Origin of the sequence: Amycolatopsis sp. w19, assembly GCF_051373225.1 — a bacterium.
In the GTDB taxonomy this organism is placed as follows: domain Bacteria; phylum Actinomycetota; class Actinomycetes; order Mycobacteriales; family Pseudonocardiaceae; genus Amycolatopsis; species Amycolatopsis japonica.
Window position 1 is genome coordinate 95,131 of record NZ_JBPQFM010000001.1, and the last position, 25,516, is coordinate 120,646.

At 69.5% G+C, this 25,516-nt stretch carries 21 protein-coding genes; 8 read left to right on the top strand and 13 right to left on the bottom strand.

The window, feature by feature from the left end:
• Positions 1-82 precede the first annotated feature (82 nt).
• Positions 83-3,079 carry a DEAD/DEAH box helicase gene (locus ACSMFO_RS00405; RefSeq protein WP_436456258.1) on the top strand — a complete coding sequence of 999 codons (2,997 nt, stop codon included), beginning with the start codon at positions 83-85 and terminating at the stop codon, positions 3,077-3,079.
• Positions 3,072-3,776 carry a hypothetical protein gene (locus ACSMFO_RS00410; RefSeq protein WP_436456259.1) on the top strand — a complete coding sequence of 235 codons (705 nt, stop codon included), beginning with the start codon at positions 3,072-3,074 and terminating at the stop codon, positions 3,774-3,776. The genes ACSMFO_RS00405 and ACSMFO_RS00410 overlap by 8 nt, the downstream gene beginning before the upstream one ends.
• Here the strand turns inward: ACSMFO_RS00410 and ACSMFO_RS00415 are convergent.
• The 4 genes from ACSMFO_RS00415 to ACSMFO_RS00430 all read right to left on the bottom strand — a co-directional run bounded on the left by ACSMFO_RS00415 (position 3,764) and on the right by ACSMFO_RS00430 (position 8,891).
• Positions 3,764-4,762 carry an enoyl-CoA hydratase/isomerase family protein gene (locus tag ACSMFO_RS00415; protein WP_436456261.1) on the bottom strand — a complete coding sequence of 333 codons (999 nt, stop codon included), beginning with the start codon at positions 4,760-4,762 and terminating at the stop codon, positions 3,764-3,766. The genes ACSMFO_RS00410 and ACSMFO_RS00415 overlap by 13 nt on opposite strands.
• Before the next feature lie 128 nt (positions 4,763-4,890).
• Positions 4,891-7,413, bottom strand: coding sequence for a LamG-like jellyroll fold domain-containing protein (locus ACSMFO_RS00420; protein WP_436456263.1), 2,523 nt, complete (start codon positions 7,411-7,413; stop codon positions 4,891-4,893).
• A 213-nt stretch (positions 7,414-7,626) separates the two neighbouring features.
• On the bottom strand, positions 7,627-8,148 hold the full coding sequence (locus tag ACSMFO_RS00425) for an HAD domain-containing protein (RefSeq protein ID WP_436456264.1): 522 nt from the start codon (positions 8,146-8,148) through the stop codon (positions 7,627-7,629).
• Between the two features lie 11 nt (positions 8,149-8,159).
• Positions 8,160-8,891 carry a DUF6670 family protein gene (locus ACSMFO_RS00430; RefSeq protein WP_436456265.1) on the bottom strand — a complete coding sequence of 244 codons (732 nt, stop codon included), beginning with the start codon at positions 8,889-8,891 and terminating at the stop codon, positions 8,160-8,162.
• Positions 8,892-9,123: 232 nt separating this feature from the next.
• Between ACSMFO_RS00430 and ACSMFO_RS00435 the strand changes: the two genes are divergently transcribed.
• Positions 9,124-10,707 (top strand): FAD-binding oxidoreductase, encoded by a 1,584-nt coding sequence (locus tag ACSMFO_RS00435; RefSeq protein ID WP_436456266.1) that lies wholly within the window; start codon positions 9,124-9,126, stop codon positions 10,705-10,707.
• Here the strand turns inward: ACSMFO_RS00435 and ACSMFO_RS00440 are convergent.
• On the bottom strand, positions 10,682-11,605 hold the full coding sequence (locus tag ACSMFO_RS00440; protein ID WP_436456268.1) for a LysR family transcriptional regulator: 924 nt from the start codon (positions 11,603-11,605) through the stop codon (positions 10,682-10,684). The two genes, ACSMFO_RS00435 and ACSMFO_RS00440, sit on opposite strands and share 26 nt — an antisense overlap.
• A gap of 121 nt (positions 11,606-11,726) precedes the next feature.
• Here ACSMFO_RS00440 and ACSMFO_RS00445 point away from each other — a divergent pair, with 121 nt between their 5' ends.
• Positions 11,727-13,109, top strand: a complete 1,383-nt coding sequence (locus ACSMFO_RS00445) for a M20 family metallopeptidase (protein ID WP_436456270.1) — start codon at positions 11,727-11,729, stop codon at positions 13,107-13,109.
• On the top strand, positions 13,106-14,383 hold the full coding sequence (locus ACSMFO_RS00450; RefSeq protein ID WP_436456272.1) for an MFS transporter: 1,278 nt from the start codon (positions 13,106-13,108) through the stop codon (positions 14,381-14,383). Before ACSMFO_RS00445 ends, ACSMFO_RS00450 begins: the two co-directional genes overlap by 4 nt.
• Before the next feature lie 108 nt (positions 14,384-14,491).
• On the opposite strand, the gene ACSMFO_RS00455 is transcribed toward ACSMFO_RS00450, so the two are convergent.
• The 4 genes from ACSMFO_RS00455 to ACSMFO_RS00470 form a co-directional block, all read right to left on the bottom strand.
• Complete coding sequence (locus ACSMFO_RS00455) at positions 14,492-15,736, bottom strand: DUF222 domain-containing protein (protein ID WP_436456273.1); 1,245 nt, start codon at positions 15,734-15,736, stop codon at positions 14,492-14,494.
• Between the two features lie 275 nt (positions 15,737-16,011).
• On the bottom strand, positions 16,012-16,725 hold the full coding sequence (locus tag ACSMFO_RS00460; RefSeq protein ID WP_436456274.1) for a tyrosine-protein phosphatase: 714 nt from the start codon (positions 16,723-16,725) through the stop codon (positions 16,012-16,014).
• A 32-nt stretch (positions 16,726-16,757) separates the two neighbouring features.
• Entirely contained in the window at positions 16,758-18,341 is a 1,584-nt protein-coding gene (locus ACSMFO_RS00465) for an AMP-binding protein (RefSeq protein ID WP_436456276.1), read from the bottom strand.
• Between the two features lie 80 nt (positions 18,342-18,421).
• Positions 18,422-18,982: a TetR/AcrR family transcriptional regulator gene (locus ACSMFO_RS00470; protein ID WP_436456277.1), complete on the bottom strand. Its 561-nt coding sequence runs from the start codon at positions 18,980-18,982 to the stop codon at positions 18,422-18,424.
• A 126-nt stretch (positions 18,983-19,108) separates the two neighbouring features.
• Between ACSMFO_RS00470 and ACSMFO_RS00475 the strand changes: the two genes are divergently transcribed.
• From ACSMFO_RS00475 to ACSMFO_RS00485, 3 genes are all read left to right on the top strand, one after another.
• Positions 19,109-19,813: an alpha/beta fold hydrolase gene (locus ACSMFO_RS00475; RefSeq protein ID WP_436456279.1), complete on the top strand. Its 705-nt coding sequence runs from the start codon at positions 19,109-19,111 to the stop codon at positions 19,811-19,813.
• Between the two features lie 77 nt (positions 19,814-19,890).
• The gene (locus ACSMFO_RS00480; RefSeq protein WP_436456281.1) at positions 19,891-20,535 is read left to right on the top strand and encodes a flavodoxin family protein; all 645 of its coding nucleotides are present in this window, start codon (positions 19,891-19,893) and stop codon (positions 20,533-20,535) included.
• Positions 20,536-21,555 carry a LacI family DNA-binding transcriptional regulator gene (locus ACSMFO_RS00485; protein ID WP_436456283.1) on the top strand — a complete coding sequence of 340 codons (1,020 nt, stop codon included), beginning with the start codon at positions 20,536-20,538 and terminating at the stop codon, positions 21,553-21,555. It abuts the gene before it with no gap.
• Positions 21,556-21,753: 198 nt separating this feature from the next.
• Here ACSMFO_RS00485 and ACSMFO_RS00490 read toward each other — a convergent pair whose 3' ends face one another.
• From ACSMFO_RS00490 to ACSMFO_RS00505, 4 genes are read right to left on the bottom strand one after another with little or no spacing between them, the layout of a single operon-like run.
• Entirely contained in the window at positions 21,754-23,055 is a 1,302-nt protein-coding gene (locus ACSMFO_RS00490; RefSeq protein WP_436456285.1) for a protein kinase domain-containing protein, read from the bottom strand.
• 17 nt (positions 23,056-23,072) lie between these two features.
• Positions 23,073-23,705, bottom strand: coding sequence for an SGNH/GDSL hydrolase family protein (locus tag ACSMFO_RS00495; RefSeq protein WP_436456287.1), 633 nt, complete (start codon positions 23,703-23,705; stop codon positions 23,073-23,075).
• Positions 23,702-24,463 (bottom strand): sugar phosphate isomerase/epimerase family protein, encoded by a 762-nt coding sequence (locus ACSMFO_RS00500; RefSeq protein WP_436456289.1) that lies wholly within the window; start codon positions 24,461-24,463, stop codon positions 23,702-23,704. The genes ACSMFO_RS00495 and ACSMFO_RS00500 overlap by 4 nt, the downstream gene beginning before the upstream one ends.
• Positions 24,460-25,497, bottom strand: coding sequence for a LacI family DNA-binding transcriptional regulator (locus tag ACSMFO_RS00505; RefSeq protein WP_436456291.1), 1,038 nt, complete (start codon positions 25,495-25,497; stop codon positions 24,460-24,462). The genes ACSMFO_RS00500 and ACSMFO_RS00505 overlap by 4 nt, the downstream gene beginning before the upstream one ends.
• Positions 25,498-25,516 lie beyond the last annotated feature (19 nt).

Below are 25,516 nucleotides of genomic sequence, written 5' to 3' on the forward strand. Positions count from 1 at the left end.
GGGATCCTATCGGCGACTCGCTGACCGGCCGCTGATCGGTGCCGGGCATGCTGGAGGGACCAGAGGCGCGGAGAGGGGGAACATGTCGCCACTCGTCGTGCACGGCCTGTGGTCCCGTGGCCGCGGGATCGTGCTGTGGGGTGAGCACGGCGACCGCCCGGCCACGACGTCGATGCGGCCGTCGAGCGCGGCCCGGCCGCATCCGTTCGCCGCGTCGGTCGCGGATCTGACCGCCCTGCATCCCGGCAAGCCCGCGACGGCCGTGCTGCTGTTGCCGTCGCGGCGCGGCGGCCCGATCGCCTCACCCGAGCTGGGCGCCCGCGGCCGTCCGCAGCCGGAACCGACGCTGGAACCCTGGTCGGTGCCGGCGCTCCTGATCGACCCCTCGGAGCTGGAGGACCTGGCCGAGACGGTCGGCTACGGCACGTCGGTCCGCCATCTCCGCGCCGTCGTCCGGCTGGCCGACGACCTGGTCCGCCGCGGCCGGGTGCTGCCGACGCTCGTGCGGAACGAGATCGTGGCGCGGGCGCGCTGGCGGCCGGTGGCCCGGGGCGGTGACGCGGTCGCGGTCCGCGCGCTGATCGCGGCCACCCCTCCGGTCGGCCGGGCCGAACATCCCGGGCCGGATCCGGCGGCGCTCGTCACCGACGCGCTGCACACCCTGGTCGACGCGGCGGTCCGCGACCGGCTCGCGGCCGCCGGGCATGCCACGGAAAGCGATGGGCGCGAAGGCCCGTTCGGGTCGTGGCTCCACGCGCTGAAGAGTGCCGACGACCGGGTCGGCCAGTCGCCGGGGCGCATGGGGATCGTCGCCGAGGGCATCGCCGCCTGGGACGCGATCGGCGACACGGACCTCACCGAGGGCACCGTCTGCGTCCGGCTCGACGAGGTTCCGACGCTGCACGGTCCTGCCGACGATCCGGACGACCAGACCGGCGACGGGACCAAGTGGCAGCTGCGCTTCCTCCTGCGCTCCGCGGCCGACCCCAGTCTCCTGCTCCCCGCCGAGGACGTCTGGTCCGGCAAGGCCGGCGCGAAGTTCACCGACCCCGAAGGTCTCTTCACCGCCGAGCTGGAGCGCGCCGCCGGGGTACTGCCGCTGCTCGGGCCCGCGGTCGAGGCCGAGAAGCCGGGCGTCTACGACCTCACCGTCGCCGAAACCGTGGAGTTCCTCGACGGCGGCGCGGAACAGCTGGTCGCGGCCGGATTCGACGTCCAGCTCCCGGCGAGCTGGGGCGGCAGGCGGAAGCTCGCGCTCAAGCTGTCCGTCCGCGGAGCGCCCGTCGACCAGGCCGCCGTGCACCGGCTCGGGCGGCATCAGCTCGCCTCGTATCGCTGGGCGCTAGCCGTCGGGGAGGACGCGCTGACCGACGAGGAACTCGCCGGGCTCGCCGCCGCGAAGTCGTCGTTGGTGCGGCTGCGCGGCCGGTGGGTGAGCGTGGACCCCGAACTGCTGCGCGCGGGCCTCGAGTACCTCCGCCGCGATCCGGACCGCGAGAAGCCGCCGCTGCCCACCCCGGCGGACCTCCTCGCCCTGCTCCGCGGCGGTTTCGAAGCGCCGCTGCCGGTCACCGAAGTCACCACTGACGGCTGGATCGACGATTTCCTGGCCGGCCGGGTCCAGCGCACCATCGAACCGGTCGAGCCACCGTCGACCTTCGTGGCGACGCTGCGGCCCTATCAGAGCCGCGGTGTCGCCTGGCTTTCGTTCATGACGTCGATCGGGCTCGGGGCCTGCCTCGCCGACGACATGGGGCTGGGCAAGACCGTCCAGCTGCTCGCGCTCGAAGCGATGGAGAGGGCGCAGGACGACAGGCGGCCGACACTGCTGGTCTGCCCGATGTCGCTGCTCGGGACGTGGCAACGGGAAGCCGCCAAATTCGCCCCGGAGTTGCGGGTCCACCTCCATCACGGCGCCGACCGCGGCCGCGTGCGGACCGAGGCCGTGGATCTCGTCGTCACCACCTACTCGACCGCCGCCCGCGACGCCGACGAACTCGCGGGCATCCGCTGGCGCCGGCTCGTGCTCGACGAGGCGCAGGCGGTCAAGAACCAGAACACCGGACCCGCGCAGGCCTTGCGCCGGATCCCCGCCGGGCATCGGGTCGCCCTGACCGGAACGCCGGTGGAGAACCGGCTCGCCGACCTGTGGTCGCTTTCGGATCTGCTCAACCCGGGCGTCCTCGGTGGCAGGCAAGAGTTCCGTGAGCGGTTCGAGGTGCCCATCGAGCGACGGGGCGACCTCGCCGCCGCCACCGAGCTGCGCCGCCTGACCCGGCCGTTCCTGTTGCGGCGCCTCAAAACCGACCCCACCGTCCTCGCGGACCTGCCCGAGAAGATCGAGATCCTGCAGGAATACCGCCTCACCCGCGAACAGGTGACGTTGTACCGCGCGACCGTGGACGAGATGATGACGAAGATCGCCGACAGCGCCGGGGTCAAACGGCGCGGCAACATCCTCGCCGCGATCACCAAGCTCAAGCAGATCTGCAACCATCCCGCGCATCTGCTGCACGACGGTTCGCCGATCGGGCACCGCTCCGGCAAGGTCAACCGGCTCGAAGAACTCCTGGCTGAGATCCTGGATTCGGGAGACCGCGCGCTGTGCTTCACCCAGTTCGCCGAGTTCGGCCACCTGCTCGTCCCGCATCTGTCGCACCGGCTGAACGTGAAGATCGCCTTCCTGCACGGCGGGCTGTCCCAGCGGCGCCGCGATTCGATCGTCGAGCACTTCCAGTCGGGCGAGGGTCCGTCGATCCTGCTCGCGTCGCTGAAGACCGGGGGAGCGGGACTGACCCTCACCGCCGCCACCCACGTCCTGCATCTCGACCGGTGGTGGAATCCGGCGGTCGAGGAGCAGGCCACCGACCGCGCCTTCCGCATCGGCCAGCGACGCAGCGTCCAGGTGCGGAAGTTCGTCTGCCCCGGGACCATCGAGGAACGGATCGACGACGTCATCACCAAGAAGGAGGCGCTGGCCGATCTCGTCGTCACCGACGGGGAGGACTGGCTCACCGAACTGTCCACCGATTCGCTGCGCGAGGTCTTCACGCTCGGCCGGGAGGCGGCCGATGACTGACGGATTCCGCCGGGCGCTGGACGAGCTGGGCGTCCACAAAGGACTGGTGCCGCCCTGCACGGTCGACACGCTCACGCTGGGGCCGGGGGCCACCGTCGCCAGGGTGCGGGTGACCAGGCAACGGTTCTACGAGGTCCGTATCGGCCTGCCGGCGTTCGGCAAACAGGTGTGGACGGCGGTCATCGCCGCCGTCGTGGCGGACGAGCCCACGAGGACCGCCCTGCTCGACGGACGGGTCCCGGACGGCATCGATCGCTTCTTCGCCGCCGAGCAGGTGCCGCTGTTCCCCGAGGCGGCGTGGGAACTGTCGCTGGACTGCACGTGTCCCGGTACCCGTGTCCCGTGCGATCACCTCGTCGCGGGCCTGATCGCCCTCGAGGCGGACGCGGACCCGTTCTCGATCTTCACGCTCCGCGGGCGCGACCGCACGACGCTGCTCGAAGAGATCGGACGGCAGGCGGGCGCACGCGTGACGGGCCCGGCCGCGGAAGACGGGACACCCGGGCTCGACGAAGTGATGGACGACTTCTTCGGCTGGGGCCCGGCCGGGGACGTCACCAACCGGCGACGGCCGCCCGCCGGGGATCCCCTGGGACTGCTCGACGAGGTCCCGCCGCTCAAGGCCACAGTGGACGGAACTTCGGTCACCGCCCTGCTGCAGCCGCTCTACCGGGCGATCACCGGTCAGGAGAAGTAGGCGTCGACGATCCTGTCGTCCACTTCGGACAGAGTGGCGGGTGACCACTTCGGAGCGCGGTCCTTGTCGATGATCTGCGCTCGGATGCCTTCGGCGAACTCGGCGGTTGAGAGTGCATGGGCCGAGATCCGGTATTCCTGTGCCAGCACGGTTTCCAGATCGGGCATCGTCGCCGCCGACCGGAGCGCCCGCAGGGTCACCTTCAGTGCGGTCGGTGACTTCGCCTCGATCTCCTTCGCGGCGGTGGCCGCCGCGTCACCCGCGGCGTGGAGCCGGGCCAGGATCTCTTCGACGGTGTCCGCCGCGTAGCAGTGGTCGATCCAGGCGGCGTCCCCGGCCAGCGCGCTCGGCGGCGCCGGTTCGGCGATCAGTGCCAGCGCGGCGTCCGTGGGACGCGACGTGAGCGCGTCGAGCAGGTCCGGGATCCTTTCGCTGGATACGAAATGGTCGGCGAGTCCACAGTGGATCGCGTCGGGCCCGGAGATCGCCCCGGCGGTGAGCGCGATGTGCGTCCCGAGTTCGCCGGGAGTCCGCGACAACAGATATGTGCCGCCGACGTCCGGGACGAAACCGATACCGGTCTCGGGCATGCCGACGCGCGAGCGCTCGGTGACGATCCGGTGGCTGCCGTGCGCGGAGACGCCGACACCGCCGCCCATCACCAGCCCGTCCATGAGGGCGAGATACGGCTTGGGGTAGCGCGAGATCAGGAGGTTGAGGCGGTATTCGTCGGCCCAGAACGGCAACGACGCGGTGCCGCCGTCGCGCGCGTCCTCGTAGATGGCGCGGATGTCACCGCCGGCGCAGAGCCCGCGATCGCCCGCGCCGTCGATCAGCACGGCACGGACACACGGGTCGGTGCGCCACGTTTCGAGGTGGTCGAGCATGGCGAGGACCATGCCGTGGTTCAGCGAGTTCAGCGCACGCGGCCGGTTCAGCGTGATCCGGCCGATTCCGCTCTCGACGAGGAACTGGACGTCATTCACCAAGCCACCCTAAAAGTAGGAAGTCCTACTATGTGGAGGTTGTGGTGTACGCCTCAGCGCCCGCGCTTTTGTGAATGCGAATGACGGACACGCGGCGCCGGGAGTGACCCGGCGCCGCGTGCTCGGGCTCAGTCGCGCTTCGCGAGCGTCGCGACCTCGGCGTCGGACAGCGGCCGGTCGTAGAGCCGGACGTCGTCCACCGCGCCACGCAGGAAGTCGACCTGCTGACCGCCGTACTGGCCGCGGCCGATCACCGTGTGCCCGGTGCTCGGGGCGGCCGAGCAGGCGTTCTGCGAGGCGACCTTCGCGCCGTCGACGTACAGCGACAACGTGCCCGCCTTGGCGTCGCGAACGCCGGTCAGGTGGTACCAGCGGCCGACTTCCGGCTTCTCCGGCGACAGGGCGCGGAGGCCGACGAAGCTCATCGCCCACCGTTGGTCCTGCCCGGAGTACTGCAGGAAGAAGGCGCTGTCGCGGCCGGTGTCCTGGCTGACGACGGTCTGGAACGCGCCGCTCGCCTCATCCAGCTTCGCCCACGCCGAAACCGAGTAGCTGCCCGCCGTGTTGACGAGGTTCGCCCCGGTGTCGGCCTGCCCGTTGCCGTCGAAGGCCAGCGCGCCGCCTTCGACGCCGCCCGCCCACTGCGCGTTGGTCAGCGTGGCGTGCGCGGTGCCGACGGAGTCCTTGGCGCTGGAACCGGTGCGCTCGTCGAACTTGTAGGCGTGCACGCCGTCGATCCCCGGAGTGCCGGGGCCGGGGTCGGGAGCGCCCGAACCGCTGCCGTCGGCATTGCGGATGATCGCCTGGTTGACCGCGCGCACCTGCGCGAAGTCCATCTTCTTCACCTGCCTGTCGTAGGTGAAGAAGCCGTTGACCTCGTGCTCGACGTCGGTGATCTGCGTGTAGATCGAGCCGCTGATACCGCAGCTCTGCGCGGCCGCGAGCACGTCGCGCTGGTTCTGGACGTAGCGGCTGTTCAGGGTCGCCTGGTCCTTCACCATTTCGTAGGCGTGGCCTTCACCGAACCACATGTGGTCCTGGACTTCGAGGCCGTAGCCGCCGTGTTCGCCGTCGATCGAGATCCGCTTGGCGTCGGGCATCGGCTTGGCGGGGCCGGGATAGGAATGCCAGTCGAGGACGTCGCCCTTGCCCGAGTCGCCGAGCGAATCGCAGCAGTTGACCCCGCTGTGCGCGTTGACCAGCCGCGTCGGGTCCTGGGCCTTGACGCTCTCGGCGACCTGCCCGGTCTCCTCGCGCGACCACTCCGCCCAGCCTTCGTTGAACGGCACATAGCCGACGATCGAGGTCCAGTTCTTCTTCTGGTCGACCAATTCCTTCAGTTCTGCCTTGAACTGCCGTTGAGCGTCGACGGGCGGGCGGCCGCCGGTGCGCATCGACGGCATGTCCTGCCAGACGAGCAGGCCGAGCTTGTCGGCGTGGTGGTACCAGCGGTCGGGTTCGGTCTTGATGTGCTTGCGGACCGTGTTGAAGCCGAGGACCTTGTGCTGTTCGAGGTCGAAGCGCAGCGCCTGGTCGGTCGGCGCGGTGTAGATGCCGTCCGGCCAGTAGCCCTGGTCCAAAGTGGACTGGAGGAAGAGGATCTTGCCGTTGAGGGTGAACCGGAGTTTGCCGTCGGCACCCTTCGCGGTGCCGAATTCACGCATGCCGAAGTAGGACGACACCTTGTCCACGGTGCGGCGGCCGTCCTTCAGTTCGACGTCGAGGTCGTAGAGGAACGGCGAATCCGGCGACCAGAGTTTCGCCTGGGGCACCGGCAGGGAGATCGTGCCGGCCGCGGACGCCTTGCTGCGGCTGACCACCTTCCGGCCGTCGCGGACCACGGCCTCGACGGTCAGCCCGGAGTTCCCGCCGGTGTCGACGGTGAGCTTGAGCGTGGAGGATTCGAGATCGGGGACCATGCCGAGCGTCCCGACGTGCTTGGCCGCGACCGGTTCCATCCACACCGTCTGCCAGATTCCCGACGCGCCTTCGTAGAAGATCCCGCGGTCGGGGACCCGGCGCTGTTTGCCGACGGGCTGCCAGGTGGCGTCGGTGCGATCCTCGACGCCGACGATGATCTCCTGCTCTCCCTTGGGTTTCAGCGCCGAGGTGACGTCCGCGGAGAACGCGCCGTAGCCGCCCTGGTGCGCGGCGACCTCCTTGCCGTTGACGTAGACCTTCGCCTTGTAGTCGACCGCGCCGAAGTTGATCCGCAGGGTGTTGCCCTTGCCGACGTTCCAGTTCCGGGGCACGGTGAACGTGCGCCGGTACCACATGAAGTCCTCGTGCCGCTGGATCCCGGACAGTGCCGATTCGGTGGGGTAGGGGACCAGGATCTTCTCGGCGAGCTTCTCGCCGAAGGGCGGGACCTCGCCGGGCGCGGCGCCGGCGAACTCCCAGACCCCGTTGAGGTTCTGCCAGTTCTCGCGCACCAGTTGCGGCCGCGGGTACTCGGGCAACGCGTTGGTGGGCGAAACCTGGTTCGTCCACGGGGTGGTCAGGCGTGGCTTGCCCATCTTCCAGCCGCTCTCCGCGGCCGTCGCGGCCCCCGGCGTCGACGCCAGGGCGGTGAGGGCGACCACCGCGGCGGTCAGGGATTTCCGGAAGCGTCTCGGCCTCCGGGGGCGTTGTGGTGACAACGTTGGCAACATCTGCTCGACACCCTTCTCCGGGGGGCGGCCGCCTCGGCGGAGGTGCGCCTCCCACTGGACCTGTGCAGGCGTGAAACCACGGCCCCGTGGCCGGTGGGAACCGGTGTGAGCCGGGCCACGGCTGGCCGTCAGGATGTTTTTACATCGTTGATACAACGTTGTAAAGCGTCGAAGGCGTCGAATCGGTCGTGGGCGGAAGAGCTGTCCGGTGTGTCAGGAGCGGTGGGATCCCCGCAGCCACGCGTCGAGTTCGCGGTAGTCGGCGCCGGTCAGGCCGCGCTGAGGATCGACGCGGTACAGCAGTGCCGGACCGGTGTGCAGGCCGGAAACCCAGTCGCGGTCGACGTCGGAAATCTCGTCGTCGATCCAGGCGAACGGGCGGCCCTGGGCATGGTCCAGGAGCGGGCGGGTCTTCCAGTGCAGGCCGATACGGGCGTCGAACTCGTCGCTGTCGGAGGGCTCCGGCCAGTCCACGACCGGCAGGCGGGGCAGGCCGAGCCTGGGAGAGAGCGAGTCGTTGGCGTCCTGCAGCCAGGTCGTGGCCCAGACGAGTTCGCCGGGAAGGGCTCGCAGCCTCGACCCGTGCGAAGGGTCGAGCCGGCCGAGGAGCGGGTTCTCGTCGTCTCGCGGCGACGGTGCGAACGACCGGTAGTGGGACGGCCTGAGACCGAACGGGATGAGCGGGCCATCGACGTCGAGGTAGATCAGGGGGAGTGTCTTGGGAGCGGCCGTCACGAAGACGCACGTTAGCGGTCTTCGCAGTCCACCCACTCGAAATACCCGGTCCCCGAAACCGCCCGGCTCCTGAACGCGGCCTCGAACGAGTAGGCGCCCACGTAACCGCGCCCGTGCCCATAGCGCAGCGGCGTGTCCACGGTCCCGTCGAGTACGGCGACCTCCTCGTCGCCGTCCCGCACGGTCCAGCGGAATGCTCGCGGAACACGCATCGCGCGTCCCTGCGGGTCGATCTCGGGCTCCTCGCGGGGAGTCACTTCGACCGAGACGTCCTGGAACACCGTCGCCGAACCGCCCAGAGTGCGCACGTGCGCCAGACGACCGGCAGCTTCCAGCGTGGCGACACCGGGTTGCGGAAGAGTGCTTGCGGTGTAACGCATCGCGCGTATTCGACGGTGCAGAGACCATCGACCTCGACACGCTCGGCTCCGTCGGTGACGGTCCCGCGACTGGTCGCTAGCAGGCTGAGATGGTCGTAGATCGGCGTCCGCGCGAAGGTCCGCCTCGATGACCAGATCCTCGCCCCAGGCCAGACGCGACCCGTCTGCGGCGAACCGGCAATCCGTCCGGGTGTCGTAGGCGCGGTAATGATGGTGTCCTGGCGCGGCGGTCGAGGACAGGACCGTGGCGGTGCGGCGGGCGTCCGGCCGGGCGAGGTGGTCGTTGTCGAAGCACACCGTGCCGGTGGCGCCGATGAAGGTCATGGTGTTGAGGTAGCGCAACGGCGCTGGCAGCCGTGGCACGAAGACGCCGTAGTGCGCCCACGCCCAGGTCCGTGAATCCGCGTGCGGGCGCAGGAGTCCAGGGCGGCTGAACGGGCGTCGTGATCCCTCGATGCGGTGATCCAGCCGGGGCAGGATCCGGTCGGCCAGTACGGGGACGGCTTTCCGCAGCAGCCCGGCGGTGCGCCGTGCGTTGACACGGTAACTGACTGATGAGTAACTTACTAGAGAGTCAGATCGAACGGAGGCGACGATGCCGGCCGAGGAGCGTTCGTGGTGGGGCTGGGGCACCACCGACGGCGAACTGTCCAAGGAAGAGTCCGACGCGCTGGTCGCCCGCACCTCGGGTGTGCTGCCCGGCCACGACTTCACCGACCACGCGCCGCCGGACCCCGCGGATCTCGACCTCCCGGCGCCGAGGATCCGGCCGCCCGCGGCGCTCGCCGCGTTGTGCAATGACGGAGCGGTCGACCGGTTGTCCCACGCACGCGGCAAGGCGTTCCGCGACGTCGTCCGCAATCTGCTCGGACGGCTCGACCACGTTCCGGATCTGGTCGCCCGCCCGCGTACGGAACAGGACGTCGTCGACCTCCTGGACTGGTGCACGGCCTCCGGGATCCCACTGATTCCTTACGGTGGCGGCAGTTCCGTGGTCGGCGGGGTCGAACCGCGGTTCGACGGCCCCGCGGTCTCGATGGATCTGGCCGGTCTCGGCGAGGTGCTCGAAGTGGACACGGTCAGCCGCGCGGCGCGGATCCAGGCCGGGATCTTCGGGCCCGCGCTGGAAGACCGGCTTCGCCCGCTGGGGCTGACCCTGCGGCATTTCCCGCAGTCGTTCGCCCATTCCACGCTCGGCGGCTGGCTCGCCACCCGCGCGGGCGGGCATTTCGCCACTCTCGCCACGCATATCGACGATCTCACCGAATCGCTGCGCGTCGTCACACCCGCCGGGATCAGCGAATCGCGGCGCCTGCCGGGATCGGGCGCCGGCCCCTCGCCGGACCGGATGTTCCTCGGCTCCGAGGGGACGCTCGGCGTGATCACCGAAGCCTGGATGCGCCTGCAGGACCGTCCGGTCTGGCAGGTGACCGCGTCCGTCGCCTTCGAACGGCAGGAAGACGCCGTCGCCGCCACCCGCGCGATCGCGCAGTCCGGGCTGTACCCGTCGAACTGCCGTCTGCTCGACCCTGCGGAGGCGTTCATCAACGCGGGCGCGAGTGTGGGCGGCGGCCTCCTGCTGGTCGCGTTCGAATCCGCCGATCACCCGGTCGACACCTGGCTCGACCGCGCGCTCGAACTGGCCGCGGGCCACGGCGGTGTCGTGAAAGCCCGGCGCAGCAAGGATTCCGCCGGGCAGGACAGCGCATCGGCGTGGCGGTCGTCCTTCTTGCGGATGCCCTATCAACGCGACGCGCTGGCCCGCCGCTCGCTGATCGTGGAGACCTTCGAAACCGCGTGCACGTGGGACGGCTTCCCGGAGTTCCACGACGCGATCACTTCGGCGGCCCGCGCCGCGATCGACGAGGTGTGCGGCGGCGCGGGTGTCGTCACGTGCCGATTCAGCCACGTGTACCCCGATGGACCCGCGCCCTATTACGGGATCTACGCCGCCGGGCGCTGGGGGAGCACGGTCGCCCAGTGGGACGAGATCAAGACCGCCGTCTCCGAGGCGATCGCGGGCCACGGCGGCACGATCACCCATCACCACGCCGTCGGCCGCGATCACCGGCCCTGGTACGACCGGCAGCGTCCCGACCCCTTCGCCGCCGCGATCACCGCCGCCAAATCGGCGCTCGACCCGGCGGGAATCCTCAATCCGGGAGTGCTGATCGGCTGACCGGAGGGCGGACGAACGACGTCAGCAGTGTGGTGAACCGCATGGCGGCCAAGGACAACGTCCGCCCCGCCATGGTCTGCACCTGGGCTTCGCGTTTGCGGAACACGGCGTTGTCGAGCAGCACGTAGGCGACCCCTTCGGTGGCCGCGTCCCGCTCGATGTCGCCCAGTCCGCCGACCAGCGCGATCCCGCCGCCGCAGCGGACGAACTCGTACTTCGGGCTCAGTTCGTTGCACTCCAGCACCGGATGCGCCGTGAGGTTCTCGATCCGCGCGGCGATGTCGAACAGGTCGCGCAGGCTCTGCCCCGGCGCCGGCAGCGCGAGCGGATGTTCGCACAGTTCGGCGAGCCCGACGGCGTCACGGCTGGTCAGCGGATGATCGAGCGGGACGATCGCGTAGACCGGGACCACTACGGCGCTCTCGACGCGCACGCCGTGCTGAGGCCCGGTCGCGAACGTGACGGCGACGTCGGCCGCGCCTTCGAGGACACGGCGCGTCGCCTCGTCCCTGGTCACGACGTCGATGTGGAACGAGACGTCGTGATCGCGCCGGAACGCGGCGATGGCCTGCGGCACCACGCGGCGGGCGAATCCCTCGGAGCAGGCGACCGTCAGGGACCGGGCGTGCAGCCCGCGGCCGGTGCGGAGTTCGTCGACGAGAACGGCGGATTCGGCCTCGCTGCGCCGGACGTGGTCCAGCAGCCGGGTCCCGGCCTCGGTCGGCACCATGCCCCGCGGATGCCGGACGAACAACGGCACCCCGATGCCGGCTTCGAGTTTGGCGATCTGACGGCTGATGGCCGAGGGGGCCACCGTCAGTTCGGTCGCCGCCTCGGACACCGAACCGGTGCGGGCGACTTCGAGGAAGTACGTCAGCGCGATCGGCAGTAGTCGCATCAGGAGCTCCGCAGGTTTGCCACAATGAGAACGCGGAGCACGGTAAACGGCAATGGTCAGGGTGCGCAAACCGACTTACGCTCCTCTGCGACACTCGACGAGCGAATCGGGAGACAACGCGGTGATCCCAGCGGAACTGGTCACGAAGGCCCACGAGCACGTCGACTCCGGCGCGTTCTTCGCCGAGCTCGCCGAGCTCGTCCGATATCCGACGGTGAGCGATCATCCGAGCGGTCGCGTTGCCATCAAGGCATACCTGGACGAGGTGCTGACCCCGGCGCTGACCGCGCTCGGCTGCTCCGTGGAGACGTACCCGAACCCCGACCCGGACGGCGGCCCGTTCCTGATCGGCACCCGTATCGAACGCCCGGAGCTGCCGACCCTCCTGTGCTACGGACACGCCGACGTCGTCGACGGGCACGAGGGCCGGTGGAGCGAGGGCCGGGATCCGTGGACGCTGACCGCCGACGGCGAACGCTGGTACGGCCGCGGTTCGGCGGACAACAAGGGGCAGCACCTGGTCAACCTGACCGCGCTCAGGCTGCTCCTCGCCGAAACGGGTTCGCTCGGCTTCAACCTCAAGTTCCTGTTCGAGACCGGGGAGGAGATCGGTTCGCCCGGGCTCGACGAGTTCGTCGAGGCGAACCGGGAGGCGCTGAGCGCCGACGTCCTCATCGCGTCCGACGGTCCGCGCCTGGACGCGGCGACGCCGACGCTGTTCCTCGGTGCGCGGGGCAGCGTCCGGATCGCGCTCGACGTCGATCTCCGGCCTGACGCCTACCATTCGGGGAACTGGGGCGGTGTCCTGCGTAATCCGGCCACCACCCTCGCCGGGGCGATCGCCTCACTCGTCGACGGGCACGGCCGCGTCCAGGTGCCGGAACTCCTGCCGCCCGAGCTCCCCGACAGCGTCCGTGCGGCGCTCGCCGGCCTCGTGATCGGGAACAAACCGGGGGATCCGGCGCTGGACGACGGCTGGGGCGACACCGGCCTGACCGCGGCCGAGCGGCTGTACGGCTGGAACACGCTCGAAGTCCTTTCGCTCGGCGCGGCCGACATCGACCGCCCGGTCAACGCGATCCCGGGCCGCGCCCGGGCGATGCTGCAGCTGCGCTACGTCGCGGGGACCGACGTCGACGGCGTGGGCGAGGCGATCACGAAACATCTTGCCGCGAACGGGTTTTCGATGGTCGACGTGACGGCGGAGGGCAGCTTCGTCGCCAGCCGCACCCCTGTCGACGACCCGTGGGTCGGCTGGGCGAAGAGCGTGCTCGACGAGGTTTCCGAGCAGCGGACGGCGATCCTGCCGAGCTTCGGCGGGGGTTTGCCGAACGATGTGTTCACCGACCTGCTCGGCCTCCCGACGTTGTGGCTGCCGCACTCCTATCCCGGGTGCCTGCAGCACGCGCCCGACGAACACCTGCTCGCGCCGATCGCCCGGGAAGGGCTGGTCCTCGCCACGGCGCTGTTCCACGCGCTCGGACGGCGCGGGGAGGAGGCATGACGACCGACCAGACGGTGGCCAAGCCCCGTACGCCGTCGTCGACGCGGCGCGCGATCGCCGCGGCGACCATCGGCAACGCGCTCGAATGGTTCGACCTCGGCGTGTACGCGCTGATGGCGGCCTACATCGGCAAGACCTTCTTCCCCGGCGGGAACGCCGCCGTGCAGCTCGTCCAGGCGTACGCCGTCTTCGGCATCACGTTCCTCGTGCGCCCGCTCGGCGGTCTGGTGCTCGGCGCCTACGCCGACCGGTTCGGCCGCAAGAAGGCACTGGTAATGACCATCTGGCTGATGGTCATCGGGACGTTCCTACTCGCGGTGATGCCGGGATACGCGACGATCGGTTTCCTCGCGCCGGTCGGCGTGATCGTCGCGCGGCTGATCCAGGGATTCGCCGCGGGCGGGGAATTCGGGGCGGCCACGTCGTTCCTGATCGAACAGGACGATCGCCGCAAGGGCTTCCTCGGCAGCTTCCAGTTCGCCAGCCAGGGTTTCGCGACGCTGATGTCCGCCGGGTTCGCCGCCGGGCTGACCGCTTCGCTCAGCGCCGACGCGATGACGTCGTGGGGCTGGCGGATCCCGTTCGTCTTCGGGCTGCTCGTCGGCCCGGTCGGCTACTACATCCGGCGTCACGTCGACGAACCTGAAGCCGCTCAAGAGAAACAGCCGACGTCGACGCCGGTCCGGACGCTGTTCCGCTTCCACTGGGGCGGCCTGCTGATCGCAGGGGGAGCGCTGGTCGTCTCGACCTCGCTGAACTTCATCCTGCAGTCGCTGCCGACGTTCGCGATCAAGAACCTCGGCCTGGACGACTCGCTGTCGTTCGTCGCCCTGATGATCACCGCGGCCATCCTGACCGTCGTGACGCCGATCGTCGGACTGCTCACCGACCGGCACGGCCGCATCAGGATCATGATCGGGGCGGCGGCGGTGATCGGGGCCGGCGTAGTGCCGCTGTACCTGTGGGTCACCACCTCGCCGTCGTTCCTGACCCTCACGGTGACGATGACGATCCTGGGACTGTTGAAGGCGACCTACTTCGGCGCACTTCCTTCGGTGATGGCCGACGTTTTCCCGGCCCACACCAGGGCGACGGGGCTTTCGTTCGCCTACAACGCGACCGTCGGGATCTTCGGCGGATTCACGCCGACCATCGCGACCGCGATGATCGCGGCCACCGGATCGCCGGTTTCGCCCGGTTATTACCTTTTGGCGACCGCGTCGCTCAGTATTGTCGCGCTGGTCGCGGCGAATCGGCGGCGCGGGATCCGGTGAATGGTGGTCAGTTCTGTTCGGGGATCGCATTCTTCAGGGCGTAACCGGGTGCCGTGCCCGGGCATGCCGAGGGGCCCGTCGCCGTATGGTCGGCGGGCTCCCTCGGGTTCAGCGGTGGTTGCGGCGGGGTGTTTGTAGCGGATCCAAGTACTGCGGTGGAATGAATTCGGGTCTTCCGTTGGTGATCTGGACTGTCCAGCCGGATTGGCCGTGGATGACCATGTGGTGATAGCGGCACAACAGGCAGAGATTGTTCAGATCGGTGTCGCCGAGTTGCCCCCACGGCAGAATATGGTGGGCTTCGCAGTGTTTGGGCCTTCGCCGGCAGCCGGGGAACGCGCACCCGTGGTCCCGCAGATTCAAAGCCCGGCGTTGAGCGGGGGTGACACTGCGGGCGGCGCGTCCGATGTCGAGGGGTTCGCTCTCGCTGCCGAGGAGCGCGGGGATGATTTTCGCGTCGCAGGCCAGCATCCGGGCGTGCCGGGCGGTGATCTGAGTGACTCCGTCCACGCAGGCCGCCCCGAGGCCGGAGGTCAGGGTGTCCAGCGGGATGGTGACCACGACGGTGGTGCGGTCTCCGGAGAGGGTGGGGGCTTTGTCGTTGGTCATCGCGTAGTGGATCGCGTCGAAGAGTGCGTCCCCATGGCGTTCGCCCGGAGTGCGGGGGTCGCGGTTGCCGTCCTCGTCGACGGGTCTTCGCTGCCCCCAGGTTTCGAACAGGGCGTTCGCGCGGGCACCGAATTCCGGGTCCAGGAGGCCGTTGAGCCGCCACCACCCGTCGTCACGCTTGTGCAGATGCACCTCGCGTGACGGGGGTTTCAGGTCCTCGTCCTTGGGTTCGTTCCCGTCGGGGTCGAGATGGGCCAAGAGGTCGGCGCCGACGTTGGCGATCTCCTGTGGCCCGGCGTGGCGGGCCAGGGTCACCAGGATCTGCTCGGCGCCGGTCCGGTCATCGACTGAGGCGTCGGCCGGGATCTTCTTCAGCACCGCCAGGATCGGATCCAGCTGCTGATGCCCCAGGTCACCCTCCGCCGCCGCAGCCCCGGCGATGGGCGCGGACGCCGGGGCGGGGGTGCCGTCGAGGTTCCGGCTCTCGTTCACCGCCAACGCCCGGGCCACGGTGTCACGGGCCTCGTTCGGACTGACCCGGGCGGTCTCAGCGAACCAGCCGGCGGTCGAACCGTGCCCGAACAGCTCCATCGGACCCCGGGACTCGATCTCGACCAGGAACTGCCCGACCTCCGCCAACGCCTGCCGTGCCACCGACAACCGCTCCACCACACCGTGCGCGAGCTCCCGCGCACCAGCACGCCACAACTCCCGCGGCGGTTCGAGGATACGTTGTCCGGACACCCCACAAGAATACCGAATATCGAACAAGTGTGCGAACGTGAAATAGATTCTCGAAAATCGTTCGAATTTGTAGATTAGTGTGACGACAGGTTATATTTGGCATCTACAGGAGATAATTGGCGCAGTCATTGCTACTAGGACGCTCAACCCATCGAGACGATGCGTGCGTCGTAGAGCGCGCGGCCGATCGTTCGTTGCAACCGCCGCAGGATCTTGCTCTGGCCCCAGCGGCCATAGACGACCTTCACCTGGCCAACTGGCGACTGTTGTCACAATTAGTTGTAGCGTGAGTCCAGAAGTCTCTTGCGAATACCGTCGAAGTCGGTGTTGCTGACACCACTGGCGAGGAGATATCGCTCGACGTCAAAGCCCTCGAGAGTGCTCAGGATGGCGGCTTGAGTCGTGGTGCCGCGGTCGGTGAGGATGGACTGGATGATCGTTCCTTGGTCCTCGGCGCCCATCCTGGCGAACAGGGGTTTCAGGGCCTCGGTGGACAGGTCGTAGTCCGCTGCGATCGCCTCCGGTCGGACGTCGGCCAGCGCCAGCAACAGGAGGGTGATCAGGCCGGTACGGTCTCGGCCCGCGCCGCAATGGAACAGGACACCGCCGGGTCTGCAGTGGGCGAGCGTGGTGATGACGGCCGCGCACCGGTCGGCTTTCCGTTCGAGGAAGAGGCGGTAGTAGAGCGGGCTGCCGTTGAGTTGCTCACTGTTGATGTGCTGCCAGAACTCGGTGTCCTCGATATCGTCGAGGGGTACCTCGACGCGGTCGACGCCGTTCGGGGACTTTGCCGTTGCGAGCCGGATCTCGTCGGCATTGCGCAGGTCGACAATGGTCCGGACACCGGCTTGCCGTGCCTGGGACCAGCCTTTGTCGGTGACAAAACGAAGATCGGCCGCCCTGAAGAAAGCGCCGTAGCGAGTTGCACGACCCGACCTGGTCGGCAAGCCGCCAAGATCCCTGGTGTTGTAGAAGCCTTCCCAGGTCACTGCTCTGCTCGTGTTCATGGCGTGGGAGCGGGTCACCGTTCCCGCAACAAGTATCGCTGAAGCTTCCCGCTCGCGTTACGCGGCAACTCCTCGATGAACCGCACACGCCGCGGGTACTTGTACGGCGCCGCGGTCGCCTTCGCATGGTCTTGCAGGGCCCGGACGAGATCGGCGCCCGGCTCGATACCGGGCCGCGGGACGACGAACGCCGTGACGACCGAACCGCGATCCGGGTCCGGTGTGCCGATCACGGCGCATTCGTCCACGTCCGGATGGGTCAGCAGAACCTCTTCGACCTCCGGGGCGGCGATGTTGTAGCCCGACGAGATGATCATGTCGTCGCTGCGCGCGACGAACCGGAAGTAGCCGTCGGCGTCGCGCACATAGGTGTCGCCGGTGAAGTTCCAGCCGTCTCGGACGTAGTCCCGCTGGCGCGGGTCTTCGAGGTAGCGGCAGCCGGTGGGGCCGCGCACCGCGAGGAACCCGGGCGTGCCGTCCGGTACGGGCGAACCGTCGATGTCGAGAACGGCCGCCTGGTAGCCGGGTACGACCTTGCCGGTCGCGCCGGGACGTGCGTCGTCGTCGGCGGCGGAGATGAACACGTGCAGCATTTCCGTGCTGCCGAGGCCGTCGATAAGCGGCCGCCCGACGATCTCCCGGTAATGCTCGGCCACGGGAGCGGGAAGGGATTCGCCCGCGGAGACGGCTCGCCGCACTCCGGTCAGCAGCCGGCCGTCGCCGGCGTTCAGGATCGCGCGGTACGCGGTCGGAGCGGTGAAGAGGACCGTGATCCTCTTCTCGGCGACGATGGCGGCGAGTTCCGCCGGAGTGGCGCGTTCGACGAGCAACGTCGCCGCCCCGGCGCGCAAGGGGAAGACCAGCAGGCCGCCGAGGCCGAAGGTGAACGCCAACGGTGGTGTGCCACAGAAGAGATCGTCGGACGTCGGGCGCACGACATGCTGCGAGAAGGTGTCGGCGATCGCGAGCAGATCGCGATGGAAATGCATCGTCGCTTTCGGGGAGCCCGTCGTGCCGGACGTGAAGGCCAGCAGGGCGACGTCGTCGGCAGCGGTCGGGACGTCGGCGAACGTCGCCGGATGCGGTTCCGCGCGGGTGGCGAGTTCCGCTCCGTACGCCACGACGGGCAGATCGGGCGGGAGTTCGTCCAAGAGGCGTTCGTCGCAGACGGCGAGCGCGGGCTTCGCGCGGGCGACGATCTTGTCGAGTTCGGTCCGCCGCAGCATCGGCATGGTCGTGACGGCCACCGCGCCCGCCTTGAGCACGGCGAGCCACACCGTCGCGAGCCACGGCGTGTTGGTGCCCCGCAGCAGTACGCGGTCACCGGGGACCACACCGAATTCGGTGACCAGGACGTGGGCGACACGGTTGGCGCAGGCCAGGACTTCGCCGTATGTCCACGTTTCCGTGGGGGAGAGCAGACAGGGCCGGTCCGGGCCGAACCGCGCGACGGTGTCGTCGAGCAGTGCGGTCGCGGCGTTCAGCCGGTCGGGATAACGGAGTTCCGGCAGGGCGAAGACGAACTCCGGCCACTGATCGGCGGGAGGCAGCCGGTCGCGGCAGAACGGGTCGACATGCGCGCTGGGAGAAAGCCTCATCGTCGCCGCTCCTCGGTCCGGCCGTGCCCCCTCCCGCGAAGGTAGCACTTGTTACGACCGTCGAGAAGACGCGATGAAGCTCAGTCCACGACGTCGGCCACGGCCCGCGCCAGGGTGGCCCGCACGGTCTCGGGGTCGTCGAGGTTCCCGCCGTGCAGCGCACCGTCGCGGAGGAGGACGAGGGTGCGGGCGGCGTGGTCGGGGTCGGCATGCCCCTCCTCGCGCGCCAGGTCGCGGAGCACGCCGAAGAACCAGTTCCGGTGGTCGTCGATGACCTGCCGCACCTGATGTGCGGGATCGGGGTATTCGGCGGCGGCGTTGAGGAACTGGCAACCGCGGAAGTCGTCGTCGAGCGTCCGATCGCCGATGATGCCCAGTGCGGCGAGCAATGCTTCGCGGGCGGGTTTCCCTCGCGTCGCCGCGCCGACACCCGCGCGGATCCGTTCGCTGGTGGTGCTCAGGTAGGCGGCGACGAGGTCGTCCTTGGTGGGGTAGTGGCGGTAGAACGTCGCCCTGGTCACGGCCGCTTCGGAGACCAGGCGCTCCACGCCGACGGCATGGATGCCCTCGGCGTAGAAGAGCCGCGACGCTGTCGCGAGCAGCCGGATCTTTGGATGTACGTCCCGGTCGACAGTCGGCATCTTTCAACTCTAGAGAAAGAACGGTCATTCCACCAGGTCGCCTTCGTCACGTTGCGGAAGGCAGCCGGGGGCAGCATGGTTGAGGCAGAAAGACCGATCGTTCTCCCTGGCTCTGAAGGAGCAGCAATGAGCAACCAGAAGCCCACCATCGTCCTGGTCCACGGTGCTTTCGCCGACTCGTCCAGCTGGAACGGCGTCGTCCCGAAGCTGCGTGAGCAGGGCTATCGCGTGCTGGCGGCGTCGAACCCGCTGCGCGGGATCGAGTCCGACGCGGACTACGTCGCCGACGTCGTCAACGGAGTGCTCGGCCCCGTGGTGCTGGCCGGGCACTCCTACGGCGGCGTCGTGATCAGCCGCGCGGCCACCACCGCGCCGAACGTCAAGGCGCTCGTCTACATCGCCGCCTTCCAGCCGGAGGCGGGGGAGAGCGTGTTCGAGCTGTCCGGCCGGTTCGAGGGCGGCAAGCTCGGCCCGGCCACCACGAACGTCCTGGCTTCCCAGGGTGAGCTGTCGATCAAGCCCGAGAACTTCTCGGACGTGTTCGCGGCCGACGTCCCCGCGGAGACCGCCGACGTCATGGCGGTCACCCAGCGTCCGGTCACCGAGCGTGCGCTCGGCACCCCGTTCGACGGCGAGCCGGCGTGGAAGAACCTGCCGTCGTGGGCGCTGATCGCCGAGCAGGACCACGCGATCCCCGCCGCCGCGCAGGCGTTCATGTCCGACCGTGCCGGTTCGGAGGTCACCAGGGTCGACGCTTCGCACGCCGTCTCGGTCTCGCGGCCGGACGTCGTCGCGGAGGTCATCCTCGCGGCGGCCGCCAAGGTCGCCTGACCTCGGGCGCTTGACAGGTGAAACCCTCCCCGGAGAGACTGCAAAAGCGTTTTTGCAGTCTCTCCGGGGAGAACCACGTGAAGGTCTTGGTGCTCGATACGAGCCCGCGTCGTGAAGGCAACTCCTGGGCTCTCGCACAGGCTTTGGGCAAAGGGGCGGAAGAGGCCGGGCACACGGTCGACTTCGCCCGGCTCTCCGAATCCGTCGAGTCACCGCTGGGGGACTGCCGCGACTGCCGGCTGAGCGACCGGTCCTGCGGCATCGGGGACGGTTACGAGCGCCTGCTGTTCGATCGTGTGCTCCCGGCGGACGCGATCGTGTACGCGACACCGCTGCATTGGTACGGCATGACCGGACGGCTCAAATCCTTCTTCGACCGGCTTTTCTGTTACACCTCGGGCAGTTCGCCGCATACCGCCGACGTCGTGCCGGGGTTGATGGGCAAACGCGCCGCGGTGCTGATCTCCTGCGAGGAGAGCTATCGCGGCGCGACGCTCGGCCTCGAGGCCCAGTTCCAGGAACTCACCCGGTACCTGCGGCAGGACCTCGCCGGGATCGTGGTCGGCGTCGGCAACAGCCGGGGCGAGGTGGAGCGCGATCCCGCCCGGCCGTTGGCGGCGGCGGAGGACCTCGGCCGTAGGCTGGGCGACGCCCACGTCACCGACTATCGGCTGGACACCGACCGGCCGAACCGCGTCTGGGGACCGCCCGTGGAGGCCTGAGTGTCGCCGACCATCCGTGACGTCGCCGCCGCCGCGGGGGTCTCGATCACCACCGTGTCCCACGTGCTCAGCGGGCAGGGACGGATCTCCGAGCAGACCCGGCAGCGCGTCGCGCGGGCGGCGGCCGACCTCGGCTATCAGGCGAGTGTGCACGCGCAGCAGCTGGTCACCCGGCGCAGCCGCACCCTGGCGATCCAGCTCGCGAACTCGGTCGACGCGAGTAGTGCCTGCGCGCTCGTGCCCAATTCGGATTACTTCCTCGAAGTGCTCAACGGGGCGGCCGAAGCCGCGTCGAAACGGTCGTACGGCTTGCTTTTGGCTCCGACGGACGCCGACCTCGACCGGCTGAACGCCTTCGCCGTCGACGGCGCGATCCTGGTGGATCCCCGCGGGGACGAGCCCTTCTTCGCGTCCGGCTGGTGTCGTGACCGCCCACTGGTGACCGTCGGACGGCCGATGGCGGCGCCGTGCCCGGTGCCGGTCGTCGTCGACAACGACCTGGTCGCGGCCGCCCGGCTGATGCTGGATCACTTGGCGGACAACGGTTACGAGCGGCCGGCGATGATCACCACCGACACCCGCCGGTCGTACGCGGCGGACCTGGTCGCGGGCTACATCGGCTGGATGCGGGACCGGGGGCGGGATCCGGTGGTTGCCGAGATCGACGAGCCGCCGACCACCGAAGGAACGGCGGAGGCGCTGGGCAGGCTGCTCGACCGGCGGATCTGCCCGGACGCCGTCTTCACGACGTCGGAGAACCTCGCCCTCGGGGTGTTGCACGAGGCCCGCCGCCGGCGGCTCGCGGTACCGGGCGAGCTCGGGATCTGCAGCGCGGTCGACAGCGGCTCGCTCCGGCTCGTTTCGCCGCGGGTGACCGGGATGTTCGTGCATCCGCGCGAGGTGGGCGGCCGTGCGGCGGCGGCGTTGATGGACCTCGTCGAGGGAACGGCGTCCAGAGGCGAACCGCGCCGGATCGAGGTTCCGGTGCGGCTCAACGCGCGGGAATCGACCGCTCGCTAGCCGGTCGTGAGTGGCGTTTCGGGTTAGGACGAAGGGTGCCTTCACGGTCTTTGGCTGATCGCGGGTCAGTACATGAAGGCCCCCTTCCTTGCGTCTAGCGCAAGGAAGGGGGCCTTCATGTACTTCAGTGCCCAACCTGGGTTCTGACCACCCGCGTCCTATGTACCTACTGATCCGAAAGCGTCCTTCAGCACCAGGTCAGGAACTCCGGCACACCGCGACCGGCGCGTCCCCGCCGTCGTCCTCGGTGGTCGCGATGAAGCCGAACGTGGTCGTCCCACCGGCGGGCAGTACCGCGTTCCAGTCCACTTCGGACACTCGCACCCGGTCGCCGTCCTGCGCGAGGGAACCGTTCCAGAGATTGGCGATGCGAGTGCCGGGCGGCAGAGTCCAGCTGACCTCCCAGCCGGTGAGCCGGGTGTCCTGGGCGTTGCGCACCGACACGCGGATCTCCGAACCGCCGGGCCAGCGATTGGCGATCTCGTAACGCGCTTCGCACACCGGTTTCGCGACCGACGGGGACGGCGCCGCCACCGGGGCGACGGCGTCGGGTGCGTCGCCGTCGAACAGCAGGACCCCCGCCAGGACACCACCCGCCACCACGACACCGCCCGCGACGGCGAGCGGCAAAAGCGACCGGCGGGTGGGCGCGGGAAGCCGTTTGGTGCCTGCCAGGATCGCCGGACGGCCGTCGGCGACGGCAGTGAGCATCCGTTCGGCCTCGGCCATGTCGGGCCGCTCCGCGGGATCGCGCCGGAGCATGTGCAGCAGGACGTCCGTGAGCGGGCCGGTGGTGCGTGGAGCGACGATCTCACCGCGGGCGACCCGTTTGAGAAGCGCGATCTGGTTGGCGTCGGTGCCGAACGGCGGCGCGCCCTCCAGCACGGTGTAGAGCGTCGAGCCGAGTGAGAACACGTCCGACGGATAGCCGGGCTCTTCACCGTCGGCGACTTCGGGCGAGAGGTACGCGGGAGTGCCGACGACGAGCCCGCCGCCGGTCATGGTCCCTTCGCCGGTGGCGTGGGACAGGCCGAAATCGGCGATCTTCGCGTTCCCGTCGCCGGTGATCAGAATGTTGTTGGGCGTGACGTCGCGGTGCAGGATCCCGTCCTCGTGCGCGGCGGCCAGCGCCGAGGCGATCCGCGCGCCGAGTTCCGCCACCCGGCCGGCGGGGAGCGGGCCGTCGTCCGCGAGGAGGTCCGTCAGCGGCCGCGACGGCAGGTACTCCATGACCAGGAACGGGGTTCCGTCCTGCTCCACGACGTCGTACACGGTGACGGCGTGCGGATGCTTGAGCCGCGCGGCGACCCTGGCCTCCCGCATCGCGCGCACGATCGACCGGAACGGCGCACCGTCCGGCGAGGAGTCCGGCAGCATCTGCTTGAGCGCCACCGTGCGGTCGAGCCGCTCGTCCCGCGCCCGCCACACCACGCCCATCGAGCCCCGGCCGACCTCGCGTTCCAGCCGGTAACGTCCGGCAATGACGGCATCCCGGTTCACGGACGCAACTGTATCCGCTAGGAGAGCGGAGCCTCCTGGACCGGCGACCCGGCGGCCGCGAGCCAGGCTTCGGCGAGCAGGCGATGTCCCAGCGGGCTGGGGTGGACGCCGTCCGGGGCCAGCGTCGCCGCCCCGTGCTCGGCGGCCGCCCGCGGCATGAACAGATCCGCGCGGATCAGGCGCGCGCCGAACTCGGTCGCCACGCCGATCGCGGTTTCGATGCGGGGGGCCAGATCGGCGACCCACTCCTGCTGCTCCGGCTCCACCGGCAGCAGGAACGGCGTGATCACGTACAACTCGGCCGGGAGGTGCTGCCGCGCGCCGGCCAGCAGCCGGGAGTAGGCGGCGCGGAACTTCTCGATCGGGCTCGGCAGGCCGCGGTCGAACGTCCGCCAGGTGTCGTTGATGCCGATCTTCACCGTCAGCACCGTGGGACGCGCGGCGAGGACGTCGGTGGTCCACCGGGCTTCGAGATCGTAGATCCGGTTGCCGTTGATCCCGCGGTTGAGCACTTCCGGCCCGTCGCCGAGGAGGTCCGCGATCTGCCGCACGTAGCCCTTGCCGAGCGACGCCGGATCGGTGCGGTCGCGGCTGGAATCGGTGATGGAGTCGCCGGCGAACAGCAGGCGGTCGGCCTCGGTGAACCTCACGCGCCCGCCTCGATCAGCTTCCGCAGCGAGTCGGCCTCGCCGGGGATCAGGTCCGGGTCGTTGTCCGGGACGAATTCCAGCAGCGCGTCGAGCGGGCGCCCCGCCTTGGCGAGCAGGCCGAACGCCCGCGTCCAGAGCTCCGTCCGGAAGGTCAGCGGATGCCGCTCGTTGCTGGGCCACCACGAGAACACGTGCACCGCGCGGACCTGGTCGAGTACCAGTTCCAGCCCCGCCAGCGCCTGCTCGTCCGGCAGATCCTGCGGCGGCTGCCAGTAGGTGCCGAGGTTGTCGCGGCCCACTTCTTCGAGCAACCGCACGGTCGATTCGGCGGTGTCGGTCAGTGTCCCGCCGTGGAACTCCAGCGCGACTTCGAGACCGTGCGCGTACGCGACGTCGGCGGCCTCGCGGAGCCCGGCGACGATCTGCTCGCGCTCGTAGGAGTCGACGTCTTCGGAGCCCGCTTTCCCCGCCCACACCCGGATCCGCGAGGCACCGAGCCGGACCGCGGTGGCGGCGATCTCGCCGAACTTCCCGGCCTCCATCGGGGTCGCGCGGAAGTAGGAACCGTAGGAGTCGCAGGTCAGCCCGTGCCGTGCCATGGCCTCGAACGCGCGCTCGGCCGCCCAGTCGTCACCGGGTCGCACATGGACGTCGGCACCCCATTCGATCACCTGCAGTCCCGCCTTCTCGGCGCGACAGGCGACCTCGTCGGCGTCCAGCCGTCGCAGCGTCACCGAACACAGTCCCGGGCGGATCATTTTCCCTCCAACGGTTGAGTGCTTTCCCGCAGCACGACCTCGCCGGTGATCGGCTTGACGCGGGGACCGTCCGCGCGGTGGTCGAGGATGAAGTCGAGGGCCTGCTCGCCCATGCGCTCGATCGGCACGCGCACAGTGGACAGCGACGGCCTTATGTCCCGCAACGTAATAATGTCGTCGAACCCGGCGATCGCGATCTGCGCGGGCACCTGCAGCCCGCGGTCGCGGCAGGCGGCCATCGCGCCGACGGCCATCACGTCGTTGACCGCGAACACACAGCCGCGGAAGCCGTTCTCGATCGCCCGCACCATCGCCGCGTAGCCACCGTCGCGGGTGAATTCCGCGCGCAGCACGTGGTTCTCGGGCAAGGGGACACCTTGCCGGGCGAGGCCGTCACGGAAACCCAGCACCCGGTCCCGCGAGGTCAGCAGGCCGGACGGCCCGGCGAGGACGAGGAAGTCGCGGTGCCCGAGCAGGGTGAGTCGTTCGGCCAGATCCGCCGCTCCCGCGCGGTTCTCCAGCATGACCGTGTCGAAGGGGAGCTTCCGCTGCCCGATCACCACGACCTGGCCGTCGGCGGCCTCGAACGCCTTGAGCTCCTTGGTCAGATTCCGTTGCAGGGCACTGTCTTCGTTACGCGACCCGGCGAGGATGACCGCCCGCGCCCGCTGCCCGCGCAGCGTCGTGACGTATTCGAGTTCCTTCTCCGGATGGTTCTCCGTGCTCGCGATGGTGACCGTCAGCCCGTGCCGCGCCGCCACGCGCATGACGCCCGACGCGATCGAGGAGAAGTACGGGTCGACGATGTCGTGCACCAGCAGCCCGACGACGTTGCCGCGGCCGCGGGCCATCGCCTGCGCGGGCACGTTCGCGGTGTACTGCAAACGTTCCGCGGCCCGCAGTACCGATTCGCGCAGGGTGCCGCTGACCTGTCTGGTCCCGCCGTTGAGCGCCCTCGACGCCGTCGCGAGCGACACTCCGGCCTCGCGGGCGACGTCGGCCAGGGTGGCCGAACCCGCGGCACGCTGCGCCATGGTTCCTCCTCGGTGGTGC